This window comes from Thermogemmatispora aurantia, assembly GCF_008974285.1.
Taxonomy (GTDB): domain Bacteria; phylum Chloroflexota; class Ktedonobacteria; order Ktedonobacterales; family Ktedonobacteraceae; genus Thermogemmatispora; species Thermogemmatispora aurantia.
On record NZ_BKZV01000001.1, the window covers coordinates 1,574,546 to 1,597,076 of the forward strand.

At 59.6% G+C, this 22,531-nt stretch carries 17 protein-coding genes and 1 pseudogene; 12 read left to right on the plus strand and 6 right to left on the minus strand.

The window, feature by feature from the left end; translation table 11 throughout:
- Window positions 1–611 precede the first annotated feature (611 nt).
- Together KTAU_RS06080 and KTAU_RS06085 are read left to right on the plus strand one after the other, a co-directional pair.
- Window positions 612–2,288: a spermidine synthase gene (locus KTAU_RS06080; protein WP_151727487.1), complete on the plus strand. Its 1,677-nt coding sequence runs from the start codon at window positions 612–614 to the stop codon at window positions 2,286–2,288.
- Window positions 2,289–2,385: 97 nt separating this feature from the next.
- Window positions 2,386–3,198, plus strand: a complete 813-nt coding sequence (locus tag KTAU_RS06085) for a cyclase family protein (RefSeq protein ID WP_052887571.1) — start codon at window positions 2,386–2,388, stop codon at window positions 3,196–3,198.
- A gap of 138 nt (window positions 3,199–3,336) precedes the next feature.
- Here the strand turns inward: KTAU_RS06085 and KTAU_RS06090 are convergent, their stop codons facing one another.
- Window positions 3,337–4,728, minus strand: coding sequence for a glutamine synthetase family protein (locus tag KTAU_RS06090; RefSeq protein WP_151727488.1), 1,392 nt, complete (start codon window positions 4,726–4,728; stop codon window positions 3,337–3,339).
- Between the two features lie 240 nt (window positions 4,729–4,968).
- Here KTAU_RS06090 and KTAU_RS06095 point away from each other — a divergent pair, with 240 nt between their 5' ends.
- From KTAU_RS06095 to dcd, 7 genes and pseudogenes are all read left to right on the plus strand, one after another.
- Entirely contained in the window at window positions 4,969–5,574 is a 606-nt protein-coding gene (locus KTAU_RS06095) for a helix-turn-helix domain-containing protein (RefSeq protein WP_170293087.1), read from the plus strand.
- Between the two features lie 261 nt (window positions 5,575–5,835).
- Window positions 5,836–6,660, plus strand: a complete 825-nt coding sequence (locus tag KTAU_RS06100) for a caspase family protein (protein WP_170293088.1) — start codon at window positions 5,836–5,838, stop codon at window positions 6,658–6,660.
- Window positions 6,661–6,690: 30 nt separating this feature from the next.
- Window positions 6,691–7,371, plus strand: coding sequence for an NTPase (locus KTAU_RS06105; protein ID WP_151727491.1), 681 nt, complete (start codon window positions 6,691–6,693; stop codon window positions 7,369–7,371).
- Window positions 7,322–7,903 (plus strand): annotated as a pseudogene (locus KTAU_RS22310) (CHAT domain-containing protein); the annotation flags it as partial. The gene KTAU_RS06105 and the pseudogene KTAU_RS22310, both read left to right, overlap by 50 nt.
- 1,074 nt (window positions 7,904–8,977) lie before the next feature.
- Entirely contained in the window at window positions 8,978–10,093 is a 1,116-nt protein-coding gene (locus KTAU_RS22315) for a tetratricopeptide repeat protein (protein WP_371875062.1), read from the plus strand.
- Between the two features lie 152 nt (window positions 10,094–10,245).
- A complete protein-coding gene (locus KTAU_RS21490; RefSeq protein ID WP_170293089.1) occupies window positions 10,246–10,524 on the plus strand; it encodes an SWIM zinc finger family protein in 279 nt (92 codons plus the stop codon).
- A complete protein-coding gene (gene dcd / locus KTAU_RS06115; RefSeq protein WP_170293090.1) occupies window positions 10,508–11,032 on the plus strand; it encodes a dCTP deaminase in 525 nt (174 codons plus the stop codon). The genes KTAU_RS21490 and dcd overlap by 17 nt, the downstream gene beginning before the upstream one ends.
- A gap of 42 nt (window positions 11,033–11,074) precedes the next feature.
- On the opposite strand, the gene KTAU_RS06120 is transcribed toward dcd, so the two are convergent.
- The gene (locus KTAU_RS06120) at window positions 11,075–14,725 is read right to left on the minus strand and encodes a WD40 domain-containing protein (protein ID WP_151727494.1); all 3,651 of its coding nucleotides are present in this window, start codon (window positions 14,723–14,725) and stop codon (window positions 11,075–11,077) included.
- A 473-nt stretch (window positions 14,726–15,198) separates the two neighbouring features.
- Between KTAU_RS06120 and KTAU_RS06125 the strand changes: the two genes are divergently transcribed.
- Window positions 15,199–15,879 carry a hypothetical protein gene (locus KTAU_RS06125; protein ID WP_151727495.1) on the plus strand — a complete coding sequence of 227 codons (681 nt, stop codon included), beginning with the start codon at window positions 15,199–15,201 and terminating at the stop codon, window positions 15,877–15,879.
- A gap of 109 nt (window positions 15,880–15,988) precedes the next feature.
- Here KTAU_RS06125 and KTAU_RS06130 read toward each other — a convergent pair whose 3' ends face one another.
- Window positions 15,989–17,014 (minus strand): alpha/beta hydrolase, encoded by a 1,026-nt coding sequence (locus KTAU_RS06130; protein ID WP_151727496.1) that lies wholly within the window; start codon window positions 17,012–17,014, stop codon window positions 15,989–15,991.
- Window positions 17,015–17,268: 254 nt separating this feature from the next.
- Between KTAU_RS06130 and KTAU_RS06135 the strand changes: the two genes are divergently transcribed.
- Window positions 17,269–18,423, plus strand: coding sequence for a trypsin-like peptidase domain-containing protein (locus tag KTAU_RS06135; RefSeq protein ID WP_170293091.1), 1,155 nt, complete (start codon window positions 17,269–17,271; stop codon window positions 18,421–18,423).
- A 122-nt stretch (window positions 18,424–18,545) separates the two neighbouring features.
- Here KTAU_RS06135 and hflX read toward each other — a convergent pair whose 3' ends face one another.
- Both hflX and KTAU_RS06145 read right to left on the minus strand, forming a co-directional pair.
- Window positions 18,546–19,886 (minus strand): GTPase HflX, encoded by a 1,341-nt coding sequence (gene hflX / locus KTAU_RS06140; RefSeq protein ID WP_228026330.1) that lies wholly within the window; start codon window positions 19,884–19,886, stop codon window positions 18,546–18,548.
- 210 nt (window positions 19,887–20,096) lie between these two features.
- Window positions 20,097–20,615, minus strand: a complete 519-nt coding sequence (locus KTAU_RS06145; RefSeq protein ID WP_151727498.1) for a CvpA family protein — start codon at window positions 20,613–20,615, stop codon at window positions 20,097–20,099.
- Between the two features lie 199 nt (window positions 20,616–20,814).
- Between KTAU_RS06145 and rlmN the strand changes: the two genes are divergently transcribed.
- Entirely contained in the window at window positions 20,815–22,005 is a 1,191-nt protein-coding gene (gene rlmN, locus KTAU_RS06150) for a dual-specificity RNA methyltransferase RlmN (protein ID WP_151727499.1), read from the plus strand.
- Between the two features lie 143 nt (window positions 22,006–22,148).
- Here rlmN and rpmB read toward each other — a convergent pair whose 3' ends face one another.
- Window positions 22,149–22,340 carry a 50S ribosomal protein L28 gene (gene rpmB / locus KTAU_RS06155; protein ID WP_112429918.1) on the minus strand — a complete coding sequence of 64 codons (192 nt, stop codon included), beginning with the start codon at window positions 22,338–22,340 and terminating at the stop codon, window positions 22,149–22,151.
- Between the last annotated feature and the right edge of the window lie 191 nt (window positions 22,341–22,531).

The window sequence follows — 22,531 nt, forward strand, 5'->3', positions numbered from 1 at the left end:
TTACAGGCACGCCGGCAAGCAGAGCAGCGTTAGTATCGCCCCCATGTCTTTCCGGCGACTCTGGCCCTTCCCGCACTCATCGCAGTGCAGCCGGGCTGGAGCAGCGAGGCACTGGCAGCGATGGAGGATGAGCACTTCAGACAGGCTGTAGCGTGTGCGCTGCAGCCTGTTACTGTTTTGCCAGTGCAGTGAGCAGCGGGCTGGTGGGCAAAGTCTGAGCCAGCATGATATCATAGGTAGCAGCGAAGGAGAGCAAGGCGCTAGCCAGCTATGCACATCAACCAGCGGCCCCCCCACTGGCGAGGGTCGCAGCGGAGCAGAAATGACAGTCGAGCACAGCACGGAGTGCCAGCGGCTCAAGCCCAACTCCAGCCGTGCCCCAGTCAAGCCAGAGGCCGAGCTGGGGGCCACGTGCACATCCGTGCTTGCAGCTGAATATCACGGTTGTCTGTCTATCTGCCTGCCTGATTTTCACTACTATACTATCCTCACAGGCCGACTCACCGCGCCGATCCGGCAGCGCCGGCCCTCGGCCCTCGCTCTCAGCACGCCGATCGAGAAGAAAGGCTTTGTGTCAGATTGCCAAATTGTCGAAAGAGAGAGTTGCTGTCATGACAACGGTCACCTCAGATGAGCAAAAGCCACACCAGGAAGAGAGCATTGCACCAGCGGCAGCGCATCCTCTGCAAAAGTGGCTGCTGGTGTTAGTTGTCTTTGTGGCTGGGGCTGCTTCGCTGGGGGTCGAGATGGCCGCTTCCCGTCTGCTTGCCCCTTATTTTGGCTCCTCGCAGTTTGTCTGGGCGGCCCTGATCGGCCTCATCTTGCTCTATTTGACCTCGGGTTACTATCTGGGCGGACGCCTGGCCGATCGTTTTCCCCGGCCTGTTGTCTTCTATCTGATCACTACTATCGCTGCCTTCACTATCGGCCTGATCCCCTATATCTCGCGTCCAATCTTGCTCTGGTCGCTCAAGGCCTTCGCCACCTACTCGGCCAGCGTCTTCATCGGCTCTCTCGCCGCAGTGATCCTGCTCTTCGCCATCCCTGTCATTCTGCTTGGCTGCGTCTCACCTTTTGCTATTCGCTTGCTCTTGCAACAAGTAGGCCGCTCCGGCAGACTGGCAGGCCAGCTCTACGCCATTTCGACCGCGGGCAGCATTGTGGGCACCTTTCTACCCGTACTCTGGCTGATTCCCAACTATGGTACACGCTTCACATTCCTGGTGATAGCCATTACGCTGCTGCTGGTCTCAATCATCGGCCTGGTGGCCAGCAGTGCTGGTCCAGGCGGTAGCGGCTGGCACCCGCGGGAAGGGAAACAGGCCAGACATTTCGATAAGAAGAGTCTGCTCTCCCTGCTGCTGTTCATCCCTTTGGGCCTGGAGTTTCTGGCTCTGGGCGGCCCTATTAAGCCGGCCTCGGGCACCGATGGCGGCGGAGTCCTCATTGCCGAGCGAGAATCTGATTATAACTATATTCAGGTGGTGCGCGTCGGCAGCGAGATGCAGCTTATTCTCAACGAGGGTGAGGCTGTACACTCGGTCTATGATCCTACCTCGATCCTTACCGGCGGCCCCTGGGACTATTTTATGATTGCACCCTATTTTAACAGGCCGCCGTTTACCCCGGCGATGGTTCACCGCGTCGCCATCATTGGCCTGGGCGCCGGAACCATTCCCCGCGAAATCACGGCGGCTTACGGTCCCATTCCCATTGATGGCGTCGAGATCGATCCGACGATCGTCGAACTGGGCCGCCGCTACTTCGCTATGAACGAGCCGAACCTGCATGTGATCATCCAGGATGGGCGCTATTTTCTGCGCACAACAGCGCAGAAGTATGATATTATTGGGATCGACGCCTACCAGCAGCCATACGTCCCCTTCCAGCTCGCGACCGAGGAGTTCTTCAGCGAGGTGCGCGCCCATCTGACGCCGACCGGCGTGGCCGTGATCAACGCCGGGCGTACGACCCATGACTTCCGCCTTGTGGAGACGCTTGCCCAGACGATGCACGCGGTCTTTCCGAATGTCTATATTATAGACACAGCGCGCTTCACCAATAGCATCATCGTCGGCACGAACGCAGCGACCTCTCTCAGCGATTTTGCCCGCAATACGGCCATGCTGACGAACCCGCTGTTGACCAGCGTCGCTCAGGAGAGCCTCGCCTTTGGCAATATACGCGAGGAAAAGAGTCGCCATGTCTTCTTTACCGATGACCGCTCACCGATCGAGCAGCTCATCGATCAGATGATCCTTGATGCTATCCGCAGCGGCGACGAGTGACTGCTCACCAGCGCCCACTGCGCAAGGTCTGGTTCGGCGCCGCTGTTGCTGATAGAGCATACTACAGCTTTAAATCTGTTATGCTGGAGGAAAGCGGATGCCTTTTAGTCCAATTGATCTGAGCAATGTGCGCGTGCTTGACCTTTCTCAGAACTGGGATATCCATACGCCGGGCTTTGCGACCTATGAGGGACCAACGGTCAAGTGGATCAAGCGCGTAGCTTTTGATAAAGTCGGGGGTCAACATATTTCGTCGACTCTGCACGTCGGAACCCATCTTGATGCACCGCTACATTTTATTACCAACGGTCAGGATATCGGCAGCATCCCGCTGGAGAAGCTGGTCGGCCCCGGGGTCGTGGTCGATCTGGAGGCGATGGGGATCGGTGACTACGATATTTACACCTCGGCCCACTTCGAGGAGTGGGAGCGCAAGACGGGCCTGCGCATCGAGCCTGGCGATATTGTGGTTGTACATACCGGCTACCACAAGTATTATCCCAGCAACTGGTACGGCGAGACCCAGCCGGACGAGACGCGCTATTTTATTAAACATCCCGGCCCAACGCGAGAGTTCGTGCAGTGGGTCCTCGATCGGAAGATTTCCTGGTTTGCTATCGATGCCGGCTCAATGGACCACCCGATGAATACCGTCATTCGCAAGGTTCGCCCGGACCTGGCGGCCAAGTGCGCTGAGAAATTAGGGCGCCCTCTGGAAGAGATCTGGCCGGAGGAGGATCTGCAGCTCATGCACTACGATCTCTTCCCCCACGGGGTTTTTCATGTCGAGAACGCTGGCGGCATGATTGACGAGGTCTTGGACCAGCGTGTCTGGATTGGCTGCTTTCCCTGGAAATTTAATGGAGGCGAGGCGGCCTTCTGCCGCCTGGTGGCCTTCGTAGGGAAATAGGGCGGGCCTGGCCGCAATGATGAATGAGCGACCCGGAGCGGCCCGGCTCCGGGCCGCTTGGCAGCCAGGCCCTACGGCCCAGCCGCCTCGCCCTCGCTCACACCACGATTGCAGAGCTGCGCCTCGCTCATGCTTGCCTTAAAAGATCGGCAAATAGCGTTCAAGCTCCCAAGGATGGACATGCTTGCGATACTCGTTCCACTCGATTGACTTGGCCTCCAGAAAACCCTCGTAGATCAGGTCACCCAGGGTATCGCGGATGAGGGCGTCTTGACGTAGATCGTCGAGAGCCTCGCCCAGGGTAGCAGGCAGGCGCGAGAGCCGACTGATCGGCTCCCCCTCATCGCGCAGGAAGAGGCTTTCATCCATTGCAGGCGGCAGCGGCATGCGGTGTTGGATGCCATCCAGTCCAGCGCGCAGCATGACTGCCAGGGCCAGATAGGGGTTGCAGCTGGGGTCACAGCTGCGCAACTCGATACGCGCCGAGTGCTGGGGGTCCCGGCCAGGGCGGGGAACACGGATCAACGCCTCACGATTAACACGGCCCCAGTTGACATAGACAGGAGCCTCATAGCCTGGTACAAGCCGCTTATAAGAGTTGACCAGTGGGGCCACGATGGCACACATGCCGCGGGCATGTGCGAGCTGGCCAGCCAGAAAATGGCAGCCCACTTCAGATAGGCCATATTCGCCGTGCTCGTCAAAGAAGGCGTTTTTTCCTGTGCGGGCATCGATCAGCTGCTGATGGGTATGTAAGCCCGAGCCGCTGACATTGTAGAAGGGTTTGGGCAAGAAGGTGGCGTAGAGGCCGTGCTGGGCGGCGATCGCTTTGAGCACATACTTGGCGGTCATCAGGCTATCAGCAATATAGAGCGCATCGCCAGCCTGGAAATCCAGCTCGTGCTGGCCCGCCGCGACCTCATGGTGGCTGGCCTCAATGACAATACCCATCTGCTGGAGGGCCTGCACCATCTGGCGCCTCACCGTAGCAGCCAGATCGGTTGAGAGGTCAAAGTAGCCACCACGATCATGGGGCAGCGGAGTCGGCCCGCCATCTTCGAAACGTAAGAGGAAAAACTCCAGCTCGGGCGCTACCTGAAAGCGATAGCCCATCGATTCGGCCAGCTCCAGTGAACGCAAGAGCGTCGCCCGCGGATCACCCTCAAACGGCTCCCCATCAGGTGTCATGACGTTGCAGATTACCCTGGCCACGACGTCGCTAGCATCTAGCTGGTCAGCAATCTCGCGATTAAGGGCCTGGGGCCGTACATGTACTGGGAGGACGGTAAAAGTACGTAGATCGGGGAAGAGATACATATCACTCTCAGCAACGCGCGCGAAGGCCTCTATTGAGGAGCCATCAAACCATTTGCCGCGCTCCAGGCAATCGGGGAACTGCTCCACTGGAATCGTGACACATTTCGCCATACCAACAACGTCGGTGAACTCCAGGTTGACGAAGCGCACATGCTCCTTTTCAATGGTCTCCATCACCTGTCTCACCAATGCCTGATCCTGCTGCTCCGCCATGTGCTGCCTCCTGGACGCCCAGCCAGCCAGAGCCAGGCATCCCACATTTCCATGATAGATCTCTTATCAGTCTACCGAACGATTCGATGCTCCAGAGTGGGTACCCATTATATCAGAAGTTCCAGGCTGTTGATATCTCCTCACCCTCTGACTCCCAACCCGGCTCCAGCCTTCCTTCTCCCCCGCCAGCACCATATTTCTATATTTTTCAAAAAGTATAGATATTTAGGAAGTAACGCTATGAATATCTCAATAGGTAGTTTTACAATCAAGTATAGCTATTACTATACTAGGTGCATGTCAGATGGAGTCACCATACCTGGTCTACCAGGCTACGTTTCCGTCAAAGAGGCCGCCGAGATGCTGGGGGTCTCCGATAAGCGCGTCTACCAGTACGTGATGGCGGGGCGCCTCCCGGCCAGACGTATCGGCCATATGCTTATTCTACCTGTCGAAGAGGTGCGGAGATTCAGGCCGCAGCCCTCCGGACGCGCCCGGACACGCTCCCCCTCCTGGCGCGTCTATCGTAGCCGCGGTACCCTGCTGGTGACCGATATCGCTGTCGCGGTGCGCCCCGGCTGCCAGGTCCGCCTGCTCGAAAAGCTGCGAACTATCCAGCAGGAGGACCGCCATCTCTTCCCCGGTACGGTGGCGCGCTACGTTCTGAAAGATGAACACGAACAGACTTTCCAGATGCTGCGCATCCTCCTGGTCTGGAAAGATACGGAGATGCCCGACGAGGCCACGCGCCAGCGCGACCTGGCCGCCTTTCAGGAAGAGCTGGCCGACCTCCTGGACTGGTCCCAAGTCCAAATTCATACCTATGAAGCCCTTCTCCATACCTGACTCCAGTGCTCTTTTCTCTCTCCTTTATCTGTATCAGTCCCTACTTCAAATTAGGACTGACAAGTTTGTCTAAATTAAATAGATATCTTCTCATCATTTTATACATCGCAAATCACCAAATACTAGCCTTCCTGCGATCTATTCTGCTCTTTCTATATTTACGAAAAAGCATATAAATTAATACAATTTGTTTACAAGATGTATTATCCTATCGCGGCAGCAATAGGCACCGACAGCGATCGGAGTAGCCAGGGCAGCTTCATGAAACTACACGCCGTTCTCGTTGGCATCAACCGCTATCAGGACGCCCGCATCAGTGCACTGCAGTATGCAGCCAGTGATGCCGAGCGTTTCTACGGTCAGCTTGCCGGCAGTCTGGCAGCAGAGGATCTCAGTTTACGACTTCTGATTGACGAGCAGGCCACGCGCAAGGCCATCGTTACCGCCATTGGCGAGCATTTACCGCGACAGGTAGGGCGTGAAGACGTGGTCTTGCTCTACTTCGCTGGTCATGGGTCCCCGGAGACCAGCGAAGCCCCAGACCGCTTTTCGCGCTACCTGATCGCTCACGATACCGAGTATGATGCGATCTTCGCGACAGGTCTGGACCTGGAACACGACCTGATTCGGCTGCTAGAGCGGCTTCCAGCGCGGCTAGTAGTGGCCATCCTCGATACCTGCTTCAGTGGGCGGGCTGGGGGGCGTACCTTTGAGGGACCGCTCTTGCGCACTCATCGCACAGAGCTGCGCGGTCCGGCAGCGCTCGTAGCGGGGCTGCAGGATCTCCCGCTTGGAGAAGGGCGGATTATTCTGGCTGCCTGCGACGACGATGAGGTCGCAGGAGAAGACGAGGGGCTACGCCAGGGTATCTTTACCTATTTCCTGTTACAGGCCCTGAGCGGCCCAGAAGCCTCCGCTTCCCGTTCCGGCCCCGGCGAGCCAGAGGAGCGCACGATCAGCTTGAGCACGCTCTACGATCGTGTAGCGATGGCAGTTGTCGCCTTTACCAGAGGTCGCCAGCACCCGGTCCTGAATGGGCGCCTGAGCCTGGCCCGTCTGCCGCTCTTGAGACCACCAGAGCGCTAGTCTGGTAAGGAAGGAGAAGGGAATAACAAGATGGGAGAGGTCTACCTGCTCACAGGAGAACCAGGCAGTGGCAAGACGACAGCTATCAAGAAGGTGGTTGCGGCACTCGGCCCCGAGCACTGCGGCGGCTTCTATACCGAGGAGGTGCGTGTCTGTGGCCAGCGCACCGGCTTTGAAATTGTCACCCTCGACGGGCAGCGCGGCCTGCTCGCCAGCGCGAGCCATAGCGGCCCGCCCCGTGTGGGCCGCTATGGCGTCGATCTGACGGCACTGGAGTCGCTGGGCCTGGCCGCCATCCAGAATGCTCTCCAGACACGTCCCGTTGTCATCATCGATGAGATCGGGCCTATGGAACTGCTCTCTCCGGCCTTTCGCCAAGCCGTCAGCGCCGTTCTGGAGAGTTCCAGGATACTCGTGGGCACCATTGTTCTGCGGCCTTATCCCTGGGCCGATGAGCTGAAGCGACGACCCGCTACCCATCTGCTGGAACTGACTACTACCAATCGCGACCGGCTGACAGAGGAGTTGGTCACCTTCTTGCTGCAAAAACTGAGAGAGCAAGGTATGCTAAAGAGAGGGGAGGAGCAAGCAGGAAGAGAAGGAGGAGAAGACAGTCAGCGAGGAATCCAGAGCTTTCGCTCTGCCGCAGAGGGAGAGGGGTATGGAGACGGCCCATCAGACAGCGACAGGCAGCTATCGACCGGCCAGTAGCCCTATTGAAGCCTGGGAACGGGCGGGCGAGCGCTTGCGCATCTTGCTGGTGGTTAGTTCACCCATTGATGAGCCGGTACGGATCAATGCCGAGCTTGAGATCCAGGAGATCTATCGCCAGCTTCTGTGGTCACGCGTGCCAGCGGCTCTCATTCGCTTGCATCCGCCAACCTGGCGCTTCTTGCAGGCCACACTGCACGCCCGCCCTTTCGACATCGTCCATATCATTGGCCACGCCCGCAGCAGCAAACTGCAGCTTGAGCAGGAAGATGGAAGCAGCGATTGGGTAGCAGCCGCTGAGTTAGCGGCCCTCTTTCAGGATACACGGGTGGGGCTGGTGGTGCTTAATAGCTGCAGCAGCGAGCGCCTGGGCGATGAGCTGGTCAGGCAGGGTGTGCCAGCAGTAATGGCGACAACCCGCCAGCTGCATAGCGAAACTGCTAGCGTGCTGGCCAGCTCGCTTTATGCAGCGCTGGCCCGTGGCACCAGCCTGAAAGAGGCGTTGGAGTTCATCCGGAGAACACTACAGCGGGAGCCTCGCTTGCCAGCGGCCCAGGATGAGGTAGTGACGCTGCTCGGCCCCGGCGCCGAGGAGCCATTACGCCCAGCCCTACCGGTGGGCGACCCTGAGTATTTCCCCTGTGAGCCACCTCATAACCTGCCCGCTGCGCGGGCGCGCAGCTTCTGCGACCGCGTCCACGAACTGCAACGTCTGGCCGCGCTACAGAGCAGTGGCCCCTCCCCCTTCATCGGCCTGATCGGCCTGGCCGGCAGCGGTAAGTCAACCCTGGCGATTGAACTGGCCCATCGCTATAGCTGGCGCTTCACACGCGGGATTGCCTACGCCTCGCTGCGCCGGATGCGCCCGTTCGACTTGGTCGGATTGCTGGCCCATCTCGATTGGGGTTTAGAAGAAGCTAGCGGCAGCCGCCAGCGCGGCCTCGCCCTCTACGAAATGGGACGCGGTCCCCTCCTGCTTGTCCTGGATGACCTGGAAGAGGCGACGCCGGCGGAGGTCGAGGACCTCTGCGACCTGCTGAGCGCCTGGGACACTTCGCTGGGAGGCCGGGCGCTCCTGCTCATGCGCCATCGCCGCCCCGAATTCGATCAACTGCTGCAGACCAATTGGCTCACCGTGGGCCAGCTCCCCGCACAGGCAGCCTACGAGTTCGTCGAAGAGCGCCTGGGCGGCAAGGAGATCGCTCGCGTGCAGCTGGGCCGCCGCTTGCAAGAGCTGCCACGCCTCTGCTACTACCACCCCAAGCTCATGACCCTGGCTACCTCGGCTCTCCAGCTGGGCATTCCCTGGCAGGAGCTGGCCACTCAGCTCCGACAGCTCTCCGGTAAACCTCTCCAGCAAATGGAGCAACTCTTACATTTGACAATTGCCCGCGTGACCAGAGAGTCGCCGCTGGCTAGCCAGTTCCTCGAATGCTGGCCGGTCTTCTCTGAAGCCTCCTCAGAATCCGCCTGGCGCTTTATCCAGGCCGGCAGGCTCCCCCAACCAGGCGAGAGCCTCTGGCAACAGCAAAATGAGGCCCTGGAAGCGATCCAGCGCGCCGCTATCCTGGAACGGGCAGAAGGCCCTAGCGGCCTGCAGTGTCGCATGCATCCCCTCGTCAGCGATTACCTGCGTCTTCATTGCTGGCAGGCCCTTTCTCAGGCAAAACGCGCCGAATACCAGCGCCGTCATCTTCTCTTTTATATAGAAGTATATCAATCAAAAGAAGGGGTAGAGGCTGAGCTGCTCTTTGACTGGGACAACATTGCCCTGGCGGTTGAGAGGGCGCGCCATCTGGGTCTGTGGCAGGACCTGCTTACCCTGGCAGAAGCACTGGTAGGAGAGAGAGGGACACCACTGCTGAAGCGCTACCAGCTGAAACAGGCGTTGCAGATCCTGGAGGTAGCATTGGAGGCCGCACAGCAGCTCAAGCAGTCTCTGCAGGAAGCGCGCTTTCTGCTTCAGCGTGGTATCTGTCGTTATCGCCTGGCGGAGTACCAGCCAGCTTACCTGGATGTGGTCGCCAGCCTGCAGCTAGCCCGGCAGTCCACTGACGCAGTGCTGATCAGTGCGGCGGAGCTGGAGCTTGGGCGCGTCTGCTATCGGCTGACGCGCTATGACGAGGCAGAAGAGCACTTTGAGGCCGTGCGTGCGCAGGCGGCGGCCAGAAGAGATCTCTGGCAGGAAGCAGCCGCATGGCATGAGCTAGGGCGGTTGGCCTACCGCCGGCACCAGTTCGAGCGTGCTGTGCAGTTGCTCGCCGAGGCTCGACGACTGCGCGAACAGCTGGGCGATCAGGAGGGCCTGGCCCGCACGTTGCACGAGCAGGGGCGCCTTCAGCACGAGCTGGCTCTGCGCAGCCAGGAACCAGCCAAACTAGATGAAGCCGAATCCCTCTATCTACTCAGCCTGAGCCTGCGCCGGCAGATAGGTGACCGCGTAGGCGAACAGGCAACGCTCCATCAGTTGGGTCTGCTGGCCTTCGATCGCGGTAATCTGTCGCAAGCCAACGCCTACTATGCAGAGTCGATGCAGCTCGCCCGTGAGCTAAACGACCGCTTCTGGATCGTTCACAATCAGTTTCGCTCGGCCCGCCTCCTCTGGTACCAGGGCCAGCGGCAGGAAGCCCTTTCTCAGGCTCAGGAAGCGCTGGCACTCTGCCGCTTGCTGGGCATTGGCCTGGAGAGGGAGATCGAAGAATGGCTTCGGGCCCCAGCATAACGGTGGGTAGTGCACTTGTCTAACAAACTACAGTTCAGGTATCATGAAGAGAGAGATGTCCATGTTACCCGGCCAACCTGCTGCGGTCAACAGGCAGGAGCAGGAGCAGGAGAGCAGGCAGTCTCTGCCAGCCATGACAGGAGTCGTTTCTGATGCAAGATGAGCAGCTACAGCGCAAGCAAATGAAGGCTGCGAACTACGCTCAGCAGCCGGAGCGTTTCACCTTGCTAGAGATCAAGCTGCAGATGCGCTCGACACATGGTGTGCGCCTGATCAGCTATGCGGAAGGAGACTGGCACTGCACCTGCGACTTTTATCGAGAGCGCGGGACCTGTAGCCATATTATGGCGGCGGAGCAGCTACTTGGTCCCCTGGTTCCTCTGCCGACCGACACCATGCCGCGGGAAGAGCACCATGATCCTGAGCGATAGAGATCTCAAAGCCCTGCTGGCCGCCGGTCTGCTGGTAGTCGAGCCGTGGGAGGAACGGCAGCTTGGGCCAACCAGCATTGATCTGCGCCTCGGCGCGCGTCTCGTCAAGTATCGCGGAGAGCGTCTTGAGCTGGGCAAGGCCCCACCTGCCAGTGAGGAGATTATGATCGATCCTCATCACGGCTATGAGCTGCGCCCGGGCGAGTTCATCCTGGGTTGCACGCTGGAGCGGGTCCGCATTCCCAACGGTTACCAGGGCTTTATCGAAACCAAAGGGGACGTTGCGCGGGCTGGACTGCAGGTGCACAATGGCGATGGCCATGTTGATCCGGGGAGCGACCATGTGCTGACGCTCGAAATCACTAACCTCAATAGTATCCCGGTCGTCCTCTATCCCGGCCTCTTCATCTGCCAGCTCTTCATTCATCAGTTGAGCAGTCTCTGCCTGCGCGAATACCGCGGAAAATACTTCGGGCAGCAAGGGCCAACCGTTTATCAGCCGGCCTAGCAGGCTGCGGAGGCGGACCGTCTCGCGCCTACCTACCCGCTGTCAGCTCCGGTCTTCCTGCCCTGCCAGCCTCGGTTGAAGCACTGGATTCTCCACAGCGCCCAGGGAGCGTAGTATAGAGCGCTGCGAGAGCGAGAGGCCAGTTGCTGCATAGATATTCATGCCCTCATAAGGTCGGTCGCTGCGCAGCACGCGGAGGCACTGAGCACGCTCCACATCCCAGACCTCAATCGTCCCTGTGTGGCTGCCGCTCACCAAGAGCACGGGCTGCACACCGCGACTGAAAGCGATCTCGCGGATGCGATAATCAAAGTGACTGACGATTTTCAGCAGCTCGCCGGTCTCCAGATCCCACAGGCAGACGAGTTGATCATCTCCAGCGCTGGCCAGCAGGCGGCTATCGGGACTGATGGAGAGCGTCCAGATCCGCTCTCGATGCCCCTTCAGAATCGCCCGCGGAAGACCTTGCTCCAGATGGGTCAGATCCCAGAGACGCACCTGCTGATCAGCTCCTGCCGTGGCCAACCAGCGACCGTCAGGACTGATGGCCAGCGTATAGATCGCCCCGTTATGGCCAGAGAGCTTTCGCCAGCAGCTGTAATCGCGAGTATCCCAGAGGCAGATGGTTTGATCTTCAGCGCCACTCACCAGGAGCCGGCCATCGGGACTATAGGCGACAGCGTAGACACGCCCCCGATGTTCGCGAAGAATATGCAAGCACTGACCGGTTGCCACCTCCCAAATACGCAATGTACGATCGGCTCCGCCGCTGGCCAAGAGCGAACCATCGGGAGAAAAAGCCACCATGTAGACACGAGCCGCATGGCCCTTGAGAATGCGGAAGTTCTGGCCCGTCTCCACCTGCCAGAGGCGCACCGTGCCATCCTCGCTGCTACTGGCAAGGAGGCGACCCTGTCCATCGAAGGTCACCGTCCAGACACTGGCCGTGTGCCCCTCCATCGTGCGCAAGCAGCGTAGCTCACCCAGGTCCCAGAGCCGCACCTGGCCATCATCGCCGCTACTGGCAAAGAGCTGACCATCGGGGCTGGTCGCCACCGTGCGCACCTGGCTGCTATAGCCCTGCAACATACGGACACAGCGCCCACGCTCAAGATCCCAGAAACGCACCGTCTGATCGTCGCTTCCACTCACCAATAAGCGATCATCAGCACTGACGGCCAGCGAATAGACACGCCGGCTATGCCCCTCCAGCGTCTTGATACAAGAGAGGTCGCGTATATTCCAGAGGCGCAAGAGGCGATCACCGCCAGCACTGGCGAGGAAGCGGCTATCGCTGCTGAAAGAGAGCGCATAGACCTGCTCACGATGGGCATCCCAGGAAGCCAGCAGTGCCAGGGAAGTCAAGTCCCAGAGCATGATGCGCTCCTCGCAGCCGCAGGCGAGCAAGCGACCATCGTAACTGAGCGCCAGCGACCAGATGCTGTCGTTGGCACCGGGGAGACGGGCCCGGCAGGCGCCGCTCTCTACATCCCAGAGGCGCAGAATTGCATCCTCTCCGCCGCTGATCAGCGTCTTGCCGTCGGGAGTGAGGGCCACAGCATAGACTCTGCCGCTCTGACCCTGGTCAGTCAGCTCGCGCTGGCACTCAGCGAGACCGGAAGCCATATCAAGGCGCCAGAGACGCACGGTCTGATCGCCGCTACCACTGGCGAGCAGGTGACCATCGGCGCTCACGGCCAGCGAATAGATGCGTTCTTGATGGCCTCGCAGGGTCTGCAGGCACTGGCCAGTCTCCACATCCCAGAGACGAATTGTTCCATCCTCACTACCGCTGATCACCATACGTCCATCAGGGCTGAAGAGGACCGAGCGCACCCAATCGGCATGGCCCTGGCAGGTTACCAGCGGCGCATAGTCGCGGACGCGGAAGATACGCACCTCACAGGTAGTCGTACCGAGCGCTATGAGCGAGCCATCGTGGTTAAGAGCCACCGAGAGAATGCTTCCGAAGATCTCGGTGAAGGCCGAGCCAGTCAGATCGGCCCAGGCGAAATTGACGTTCGGTAAGGCTTTGCCTCGCAAATTAGCCTGCCAGACCGCCAGACCCGAGAAATCCCAGCCACGGAGATCGCACTGCAAGTGGAGGAGCAGATTGAGAATATTACCAGCCGCATAGCCCGGCCTGCCGCGTTCCAGCCGGGCCAGCAATGAGCGCAGCAGTTGCTCGCAACCGTTTCCTCCCCTGGCAGTGCGCAAGATGTGAGCCAGTGGCTCAAGAATCGAGCGGACCTGGTCCTCGCGAATATAGTCCCGGGCCTGGGCCTTGAGAAGGGCATGACTTTGCAACAGAGAGAGAGGCTGCTCTTCGAGAATCTCAGCAGCCACTTGCTGCACCAGACGATCCGTCACATATTCGCAGATCACCGGCTGCAGCGTATAGCCCGCGGCCCCACGCACCTCGACGAGTGAGCGATGGCGCAGCGACTTTAGCACTTCAAGCAGCGCTCCTTTGGGAGTATGCGCCAGGCGATCTTCCAGCAACTCAGAGAGCGTCACTACCTCGCGCCCAATCGCTAACCAGTACAAGACATCCCGTTCATCAGGGGTTAAGCGCTCGAACTGCTTATCAAGCAAATCTTTAATACCCTGAAGAACCAGCACCTCCTGATCGAGGAAGCGAGCGATCTGACGATCAAAGACCTCGCGAATGGTAGGAGAGACCAGTTTCAGAGCCAGGGGATTGCCAGCATAGCGGCGAATGAACTCGGCCCAGTGCTCATCATCGCCCTCCAACCCCTCACCTGCCAGCAACAAACGCCCAGCCTCGGGCGAGACGCCTGACAGGGTCATGGTGCGCACCGGGGCATATTTTCCCTCCTGGAGAGGAATGCCATCGGGCTTCTCGCGGCTGGTTAGCAGGACGCAGCTTTGCAGGGCATGGCTCCCCAATAGATAGAGCAGCTCCTCATAGCCCTTGTAATCCCCCTGGTAGTGGCCCGCCAGAGCACCACTCTGCAGCAGCGAGTCGAAGTCATCAAGGACCAACAGAAACCGCTCGCGCTCCAGCCGCTGAATCAGCAGCTTCAGGCGATCCTCCTCACTCTCGGGAAGGGGGGTCGGCTGGTGCTCCTCCTCCCCGTTGAGGAAGCGCAGGCAGCGATCGAGAAGACGCCCACGGGACAAAGGGGTATGGAGCGAAAGCCAGAGCAAGCCTTGAAAATCGGAGGAGCTGCGCAGACGCTGAACCAGAGCCGCCGCCAGGGCGGTCTTACCCACTCCGCCTATGCCCACAATGGCGATCAGGCGGCAACGATCCTGCGTCACCCAACGCCAGAGCAGCTCTTGCTCCTCATCACGGCCATAGAGACGAGAGACGTGGGGCGCTTCCTCTAGATCAGAGCGTGGACGGGCAGCCAGGGAATCCAGGGCCACCGCAGTAGCAGGCAGCACCAGAGGGGAGGACATAGTACGCCGGCGCCCGCGCGGCAGCTGCTCCAATTGCCCACCCACTAATACCTCAACCAGTTCGCCGCTGCGTAGCTGCAGCGCACGCTCGTACTCTTGCACAAGCTGGAGCGATGGCAGAGTCAAATTGTTTTCAACGGCAGAAAGATAGCTCTTTGAATAGCCCACCGCGCGCGCTACCTCGCTCAGGCTCTTACCCATCTGCTGGCGCAGGTGACGCATACGGGTCCCAATAGCGGTTGCAGGAGCGTGTCTGTTTTCAGCCATTACAGTCTCCTCGCTGCCCACCACGGCGGGTTACGTTGATTGTTCTACTGGGTAGTATAGAACAGAAGTGCACGCCTGTAAAGAGGAGTGCCGTTCTCTTTCTGCTCAATTGCACATTTATGAACAATCGTTCATCGTTTCATCTTCTCAACCCTCTTGAAAAACACGAGTGAACACTGTATACTGTTCTATAGAGAACAACTGAATGTTCACTATCCTCTCAGGTTCTGCTACAGAACTGGCGAGCGATAAGCTCAACTCCTCCAGCTACCTTGCCACAGGCCGGCCTGAGCAGCGCTGGTTGTTCTCCTTCCGAACTCATTGCTCGCTGGTCATCGCGATGGCTGATAAAGCGAATAGACCGACACGACTTGACCCAGGTGAGGCAACGTCAGGCTTGCCGGCTCCAGAACTGGACAGAGTACGGCATCTTATAGGTTTGCTTCTTTGTTTCTTCGTGAAGGAGGAGTCTTGTGAACTCACTAACTTCGCTCGGAGTTTCCGTTGACGACAGCGACTCTGAAGATGAAGCCTTGCTACACGCCTGCGACGCTCGGGTTGTGACTCAGGTACGTCGCTACTTCTCACGCATCCGCTCTGGCAAGTGGGAAGATCTGGAAGCACTCTGTCAAGACGAATGCCAGGAGGTGCGCTTCGCCCTCTGGAAAGTGAGTCGGAAAGGGCCACTGCACAAACCTGCCTTGCTGATCCGCGTCATTGTCCAGAATCGCGCACGCGATACCTGTCGACGACTTCGCCGTCGTCCTCTGCTTCTTCCCCTAGAGACAGAGCAGCCCGAGGTTCTTGCTCTCAGCGAGCAGTGTGCCGCCACCAACGAAGGAGCGCGTGATCCAGCCTATGAGTGTGAGCTGCAGGATTTTCCAGAAGAGCGCCTTGCGCTCTACATCCAGGCCATTCGCAGCTTGTCTGCCCGTGAACAGGCAGCTGTGCTCTGGCGCATTCGTGAGTGCGGCCTCGAACTACGGCCCGTGATCGCGGCGCTGCGCAAGGCGGGCCTGGACCCCGAGCAGGTGCCGCCGCCGCAGAGTCAGGCTGAGCTGAAGCGCTATCGCTCTGCCTTGAGTACTGCCCGGCGACACCTGCGCAAGCCGCTCGGCGTCTCAGCCGCCGGCCAGTCTGCGCGCCTACACTAGCGAGTGCAGTGCCAGACTGGACTCTGCACCGGACTCTGCCTGGCCTTCCTTACTTCACTTCATGGCTGGCCCGCGTGGCGAAGGGACCACCTCCCTTCGCTGGCGCTGGTCATGGGGAGAGCCGTTCGGCCAGGTATTTCAGGCTGAGCGGATAGCGATATTCGATTCCGCCGTGCCGTCCGTCGAACAGCTCAAAGAAGACATCAGTGACTCCAATCTCAGCCAGGGCGCGGCGGAAAGCCTCCGCTCCCAGGTCGAGATAGTACTCATCGCGCTTGCCAGCATCGATATAGATGGCTCGCAGTGAGCGCAGGGCCTCGGCGTGCAGAGGAACCATCCGCACCGGGTCCCAGGCCAGCCAGCGCTCCCAGACATCGGGAACCAGCTGACCGGTGGCGATATCGAAAGGCAGATGCACCGTACCGTCCATATCCGCCGAGTAGCAGGCGGCCATACACCAGACGTTGAGCAGGTCAGCATCGCTCTCTTTGGAGAAGGCCGGACGGCTGCGGAAGTCCTGCCAGAAGCGTTCGTACGAACCGCCGTAGTGATCACGCAAGGCCCGGGCCACCCTGGCAAAGTCGCGCTGATAACAGACTTCAAAGAGAGCATCGCCCGCGTGAGTTGCCAGGCCTCCCCACAGATCTGGTCGTAGCATGGGAGTGACCATCGCGCCGTAGCCACCGCTGGACTTGCCGGCGATTCCCCGATGTTCGCGCGCTGCCAGCGTCCGATAGTGGGCATCGACCCAAGGGACGATTTCATCGCAGAGATAGGTGTGGTAGTATCCGACAGCGGGTGAATCCAGGAACTGGCTTCCTCCCAGGGAGGTCCAGCAGTCGACCCAGACGAGGATGCACGGCGGAGCTTCCCCTTTGGCAAACAGCTCGTCGGCCAGCTCCGGGAAGTTGCGCCGGAAGGCCGAGCGATTGCGCCACATGTCAAGCTGGCCCGTCAGCCCCTGAATCAAATAGATGCTGGGATAGCGCCGCTCTGGCTGTTCGTCGTAGCCGGGCGGCAGATAGATCCAGAGCGGGCGCTGATAGGGGTCACCTAGAGGATTGTTCTTGAGCACCTGGCTCTCAAAGGTCACTTCGTCAAAGCGCCCTTTGAAGTCGTGCGACCAGGGATACACGCTTTGCGCCTCCTTCTTTCTTCTTCTCTTCTTATCCTGGTGCTTTGGGTCCTAGTCTAGCACGCTTTCCTCATGGGCGTCCATGTCTCTTCTGCTGACAGCCAGCAATCCTGCGGCCTGGCCTCCCCAGGGAGCACCTCAGCTTTCGTCCGACAGCAACAAAAGCGACCTTTACGAAGAGCAGGATTCTGCTTTAGAATAGAAGCAGCTCGCCTGCCATTGGCTATAATCTGCGCTAAGAGGAACAAATGGACATGATCGACGGCTTAGCGGCGCTCCTCCAGCGGGCCACTGTTCGCATCGACGCCGACCATAATCCCAGGGGTACAGGCTTCTTTGTGGGGCCGGGCCTGATTCTGACCTGCGCCCACGTCATCCCATCTGTTCACAAGGCAACTTCCAGCCTCCAGATCTACTGGCAGGAGAGATATTACGAGGCGGCCATCACTACAGTGTCTACTGATGACTCGTCCCCAGATCGGGATCTGGATCTGGCGCTGTTAACGGTCCCTCTTGAGGATCATCCCTGTGTCTTACTTTGCGGTGAGGCTCAGCCCTACAGCCGTCTGTACACCTATGGTTACCCAGGCTCAGTGCCTGGAGGCACCTCTTTCATTTTCGACGCCGCCGGGCCAGCCGGCGAGCGGAACCAGTGGGTCACCTTCCAACGCGGCCCGGTCGACCCCGGCATGAGCGGCGCCCCGCTGCTCGACCGGGAAAGCGGCTGCGTCTGCGGCATGATCCAGTTCTCGCTGGGCCTCCATAGCGAGCGCGGGGGCCAGGGTCTGCAGGCGCGCGTCATCCTTGCTCAGCTTCCTGATCTTGTCAATCATCAACTGGCCGCACACCGGCAAAACCGCCGCTGGCTGGAGCTTCTCTCAGTCGAGCAACGTCAGCGCCTCGGGCAGTGCTGTCCCCAGTATCAGCCGCTGCTCCAGCAGAACACCAAAGCCCTCAAAGTCTTTATATCCTACTCCGGCAGCCAGCGGGATCGCAAACTGAGAGAGGAACTTGAGAAGCAGTTGGCTTCCTTTAGACGGAATCAACTGATCGAAAGCTACCACAGCGAGCAGCTAAGCGCGGGGCGTGAACGGAGCGAGAGCCAGCGCCTGCTAGAGCAGGCGGACATCATTCTATTACTTATCAGCCCTGACTACATGAGCTCCGACCAATGCTACAACGAAGAAATGCAGCGGGCCATGCAGCGCCACGAGGCCGGCACGGCGCGCATCATCCCGATCAAGTTGCGGCCAACTGTGGAGCTGGCCAGCTCTCCCTTCGGCAAGCTGCAGGCCCTGCCGCGCTCCGGGCAACCTATCACGGAAAGCAGGGACCGTGACGCAGCCATGAAGGAGATCGCCGATGAGCTGTATCGGGTCATCCAGGAGTTGAAAAGCAAGCAGACCTGAGCTGAGCGAGCGCAAGCCTATCTCCCCCGCCCAGCTCACCAGCTCAGGGCAGTGGCAGGCACGTTTCCAGGAACAGTCTCTTCTTGCTTTCCCATTCACCGCCCCGCCCATTAGGGCATCGGCTAGGGGCGGGCGCTAGGGGCCCTGAGCAAGCCTCTGCGTTGCTGAAGGCGATACGGCGCATAGTAACCAGCCAGGGGCGAGGGCAGGCGTCCAACCAGGAGTGTCCCCTCGGCGCGATGCTCTTCTAGCTCGACGCGCCCGCGACGATGGAAGAGTTCCACCAGGTCGCCGCGCGCGTAAGGCACAAGCACCTGCAAAGGCACCATCTGCTCAGCCACCACCTGAGCCAGCTTCTCGCGCAGTGCCTCCAGGCCCCAGCCACGCAGCGCCGAGACTACCACAGCATTGGGATAGAGCGAAGGATCAACACGGTCGGGATCAGGCAGCAGATCGATCTTATTGAGGGCCGTCACCCGCGGCTTCTCATGGGCCTCCAGCTCGCGCAAGACCTCGTTGACCGTCTCGCTCTGCTCGATGGCATTCTCATGGCTGACATCCACCACCTCCAGCAACACATCGGCATCAACCACCTCCTCCAGCGTTGCCCGGAAAGCAGCCACCAGGCGCGTCGGCAGGCGCTGAATGAAACCCACCGTATCCGTCAGCAAGACCTCCTGGTTGCCCGGCAGTACCACGCGGCGCGTCGTCGGATCAAGCGTCGCAAACAGCTTGTTTTCGACCAGAACATCGGCCTGACTCAAAGCATTAAAGAGCGTCGACTTACCAGCGTTGGTGTAGCCCACCACAGCCACCACCGGCATTGTCAAAGCCGCCCGCTGACGACGATGGAGCGTGCGCTGCTCACGCACCTCCTCCAACTCGCGACGCAACTCCGCCAGGCGATTGCGAATGCGGCGACGATCGATCTCCAGCCGCGTCTCACCAGGGCCGCGGACTCCAATAGCACCGCCCACGCCAGCCGCTCCAAGCGAGCCACCAGCCTGCTGCGACAGCTCGATACCGCGCCCGCTCAGACGAGGCAGGCGATACTCCAGCTGCGCCAGCTCAACCTGCAGGCGCCCCTCGCGCGTCCGCGCGTGCTGGGCAAAGATATCGAGAATCAGTGTTGTCCGATCGATCACACGCGCATTGAGAGCCTTTTCAAGATTGCGCTGCTGAGAGGGTGACAGCTCGTCATCGAAAATCACCAGCTCAAAGCCCAGCTCCTGCTCCAGAGCAGCCAGCTCCTGGACCTTTCCCTTACCAAGATAGGTAGCAGGATCAGGATGACGCAGGTGCTGCAGCATCTTGCCGACCACCTCGGCCCCGGCAGTTCTGGCCAGGGCCTCCAGCTCGTTGAGCGAATCCTCAGCGCTCCAGAGCGTTTCCTGCCGCTCACTGGCCACCGCGACGAGAAAGGCCCGCTCCGGCCCCTCCGTGCTTCTCTGCTTGATCAGCACAGCATCGTTTCTTGCCGTAAAATGCCTCCTTTGTTCAAGCAAAATCTACTCAGCTCTAGAATACGTAGAATACCCCTTGACTATACATTGTATGCGCCTTGACCGCAGAGCGCAAGCCCAGAGGCAGCGCCTCCTGCCCTGCCTGGTAGGAAGGCCAGCCCAGCCCAGGCCAGCAAGTAAACGGACAGCCCGGCGCAACCATCACAGACCCTACTTTAAAGGCAGATGACCCAGCAGCCACTGATTGAGATGCACAAAGAGACTCTGGGCAATGGCTTCATTGTAAGCCCGCTGCCAGGCACTGAACTGACCTGGATCATGCACCGGAATGCTTTGGACGGCGCTGAGGACGTTATGTAGGGCCAGCAACAGAATCAGCCACAGGAGCCAGGCTTCAACAAAACCCAGCACCATCCCAAGCAGCTCGTCGACGATCCCCAGCATCGGAATGCTATGGACAAAGGCCCGAATCAGCGTGGTGACAATATGAACGATGAGGACGGTAGCGAAAAAGAGCAAGATATAGGCCAGCAGAGGCGCAGCCACGGCTCCATTCCCAGCGAGTAAGGTGGTGAACGAGGGACCGAAGAGTAGGGCCACAGCCAACGCCAGCGGGAGTGCAACCAGATTAATCAAGCTAGCAATAAGGCCATTATGGAAACCATTGATGACCAGTACAATGGCTGTAGCCAGAAAGGCAAGATCGATCCAGTTAAACGAAAGAGACATTTACTTCTTCCTCCCAATATCATGAATGAGAAGTAATGAAATAGAAAGTCGAACCTCCTGATATATAATCAAACGAGGCTCCAGGCTCACTGTCACAGTCAGCATGCCAGACGCTCCTGGGGTGAGAGGTTGAGGGTAAGAAAGGGGAGGCGACGTCATCGGATTGGCCCGCGGCGAACCGACATGCTATAATGAAGGCATGAGCATCAGAGGGAAAACAACAGAGACCAGTGCTCCTCAGCGGGACCTGCTCGGGCTGAGCTTTACGCAGCTTGAAGCGTGGTTCAAGGAGCTGGGAGAGCCAGCATATCGTGCCAGGCAAGTCTACAACTGGATCTATAAGCACCTGGTCACGGATTTCGCCGCCATGAGCAACCTGCCTCTCAGCCTGCGGGAGCGCCTGGCGCGCGAAGCCACCATTGGTCAGGTCATCGTTCGCAGCGAGCAGCGCTCCAAGGATGACCGCACGCGCAAGATCCTGCTGGAGCTGGCCGATGGCCGACTCATCGAATCGGTGCTGATGCTCTATCCACCGCTAGGGGGGAGCAGCGCGCGCGCCACCGTCTGTGTCTCCAGTCAGGCGGGTTGCGCTTTTGGCTGCACCTTCTGCGCCACCGGCCAGATGGGATTTGAAAGGCACCTGAGCGCTGGAGAAATCGTTGCCCAGGTGCTGCACTTTGCGCGTGAGTTGCGAGCAGCTCCCTGGCGTGCCCGCGGCCTGCCCGGTAGCCAGCCCATCGACCACATCACCAACCTGGTCTTTATGGGCATGGGCGAGCCGCTGCACAACTACGATAACGTGATCCATGCCTTGCGCATCCTGAACAGTGCCGAGGGCTTCAACCTGGGCGCGCGGCATATGACCATCTCCACCGTAGGGTTGCCGCATGGCATCCGGCGGCTCAGCCAGGAGGGGCTGCAGGTCAATCTGGCCATCTCGCTGCACGCGCCCAACGACGAGCTACGCGCGCAGACCATGCCTGTCAATCGCAAATATCCGCTGGCCGAGGTGTTGGCAGCCTGTCAGGACTATATCGCCGCCACTCGACGACAGATCACCTTCGAGTACGTTCTGCTGGCCGGAGTCAACGATAGTCCCGCCTGTGCTCACCAGCTCGGCGAGCTGTTATCTCCGCTTAAGCAGTATGCGCATGTCAATTGCATTCCAGTTAACAAGACCGCGGCGGACTACCGTCCACCTGGCCCGGAGGTCATCCGTCGCTTCCGCGACATCCTCTTCGAGCACGGCGTCAGCAACAGCGTGCGCGCCGAACGCGGAGATGACATTGCAGCAGCTTGTGGGCAGCTGCGCACCCGCTTCGTAGCCCAGCAGCGCATCGCCCTGGCACTCAGTTCCCGGCCTGAGCCTGAGCCGGCCCGCCATCAGTGACCTCACAGTGCCCAAAAAAAAAGAAAAGAGGTAAGGAGGAAGCGCAGGAATAAGAGCCTGCTTGAACGCGCGGCAGGTAGCAGCCGGGCAGGCCGGGGCGGGAACGCCGCATGAGCGGCGCTCTTACCTGCCTCCGGCCAGCGCTATGCCTTGGGGACCTTGAGCATCGTGCGCAGGCAGCGCGTGCAGACATGCACCGTGCGCCGCACCCCATTAATCTCCAGATGGCGCCGCTGCACGTTCACCACGAAACGCCGCCGTGTATGACGCTGTGAGTGCGACACCTTATTGCCATACATCGGTTTACGCTGACAGAGGTCACAACGACCAGCCATAGCAATCTCCCTTCCTCTCTGTTCTTTCTTAGCCGTCTGGGTGCTCACCCTGGCACCTGGATAGGTCCCGCTCCTGCTTCGCGCGCGAGGCGGCAGAGAACCGCAGGTTCCACACTCACCCACCCGCCTTAGCAATGCAGGCACTGACCACGGCTTCCGCTGTTCTGCCGAGCCGAGCCAGGGGCTGCCCA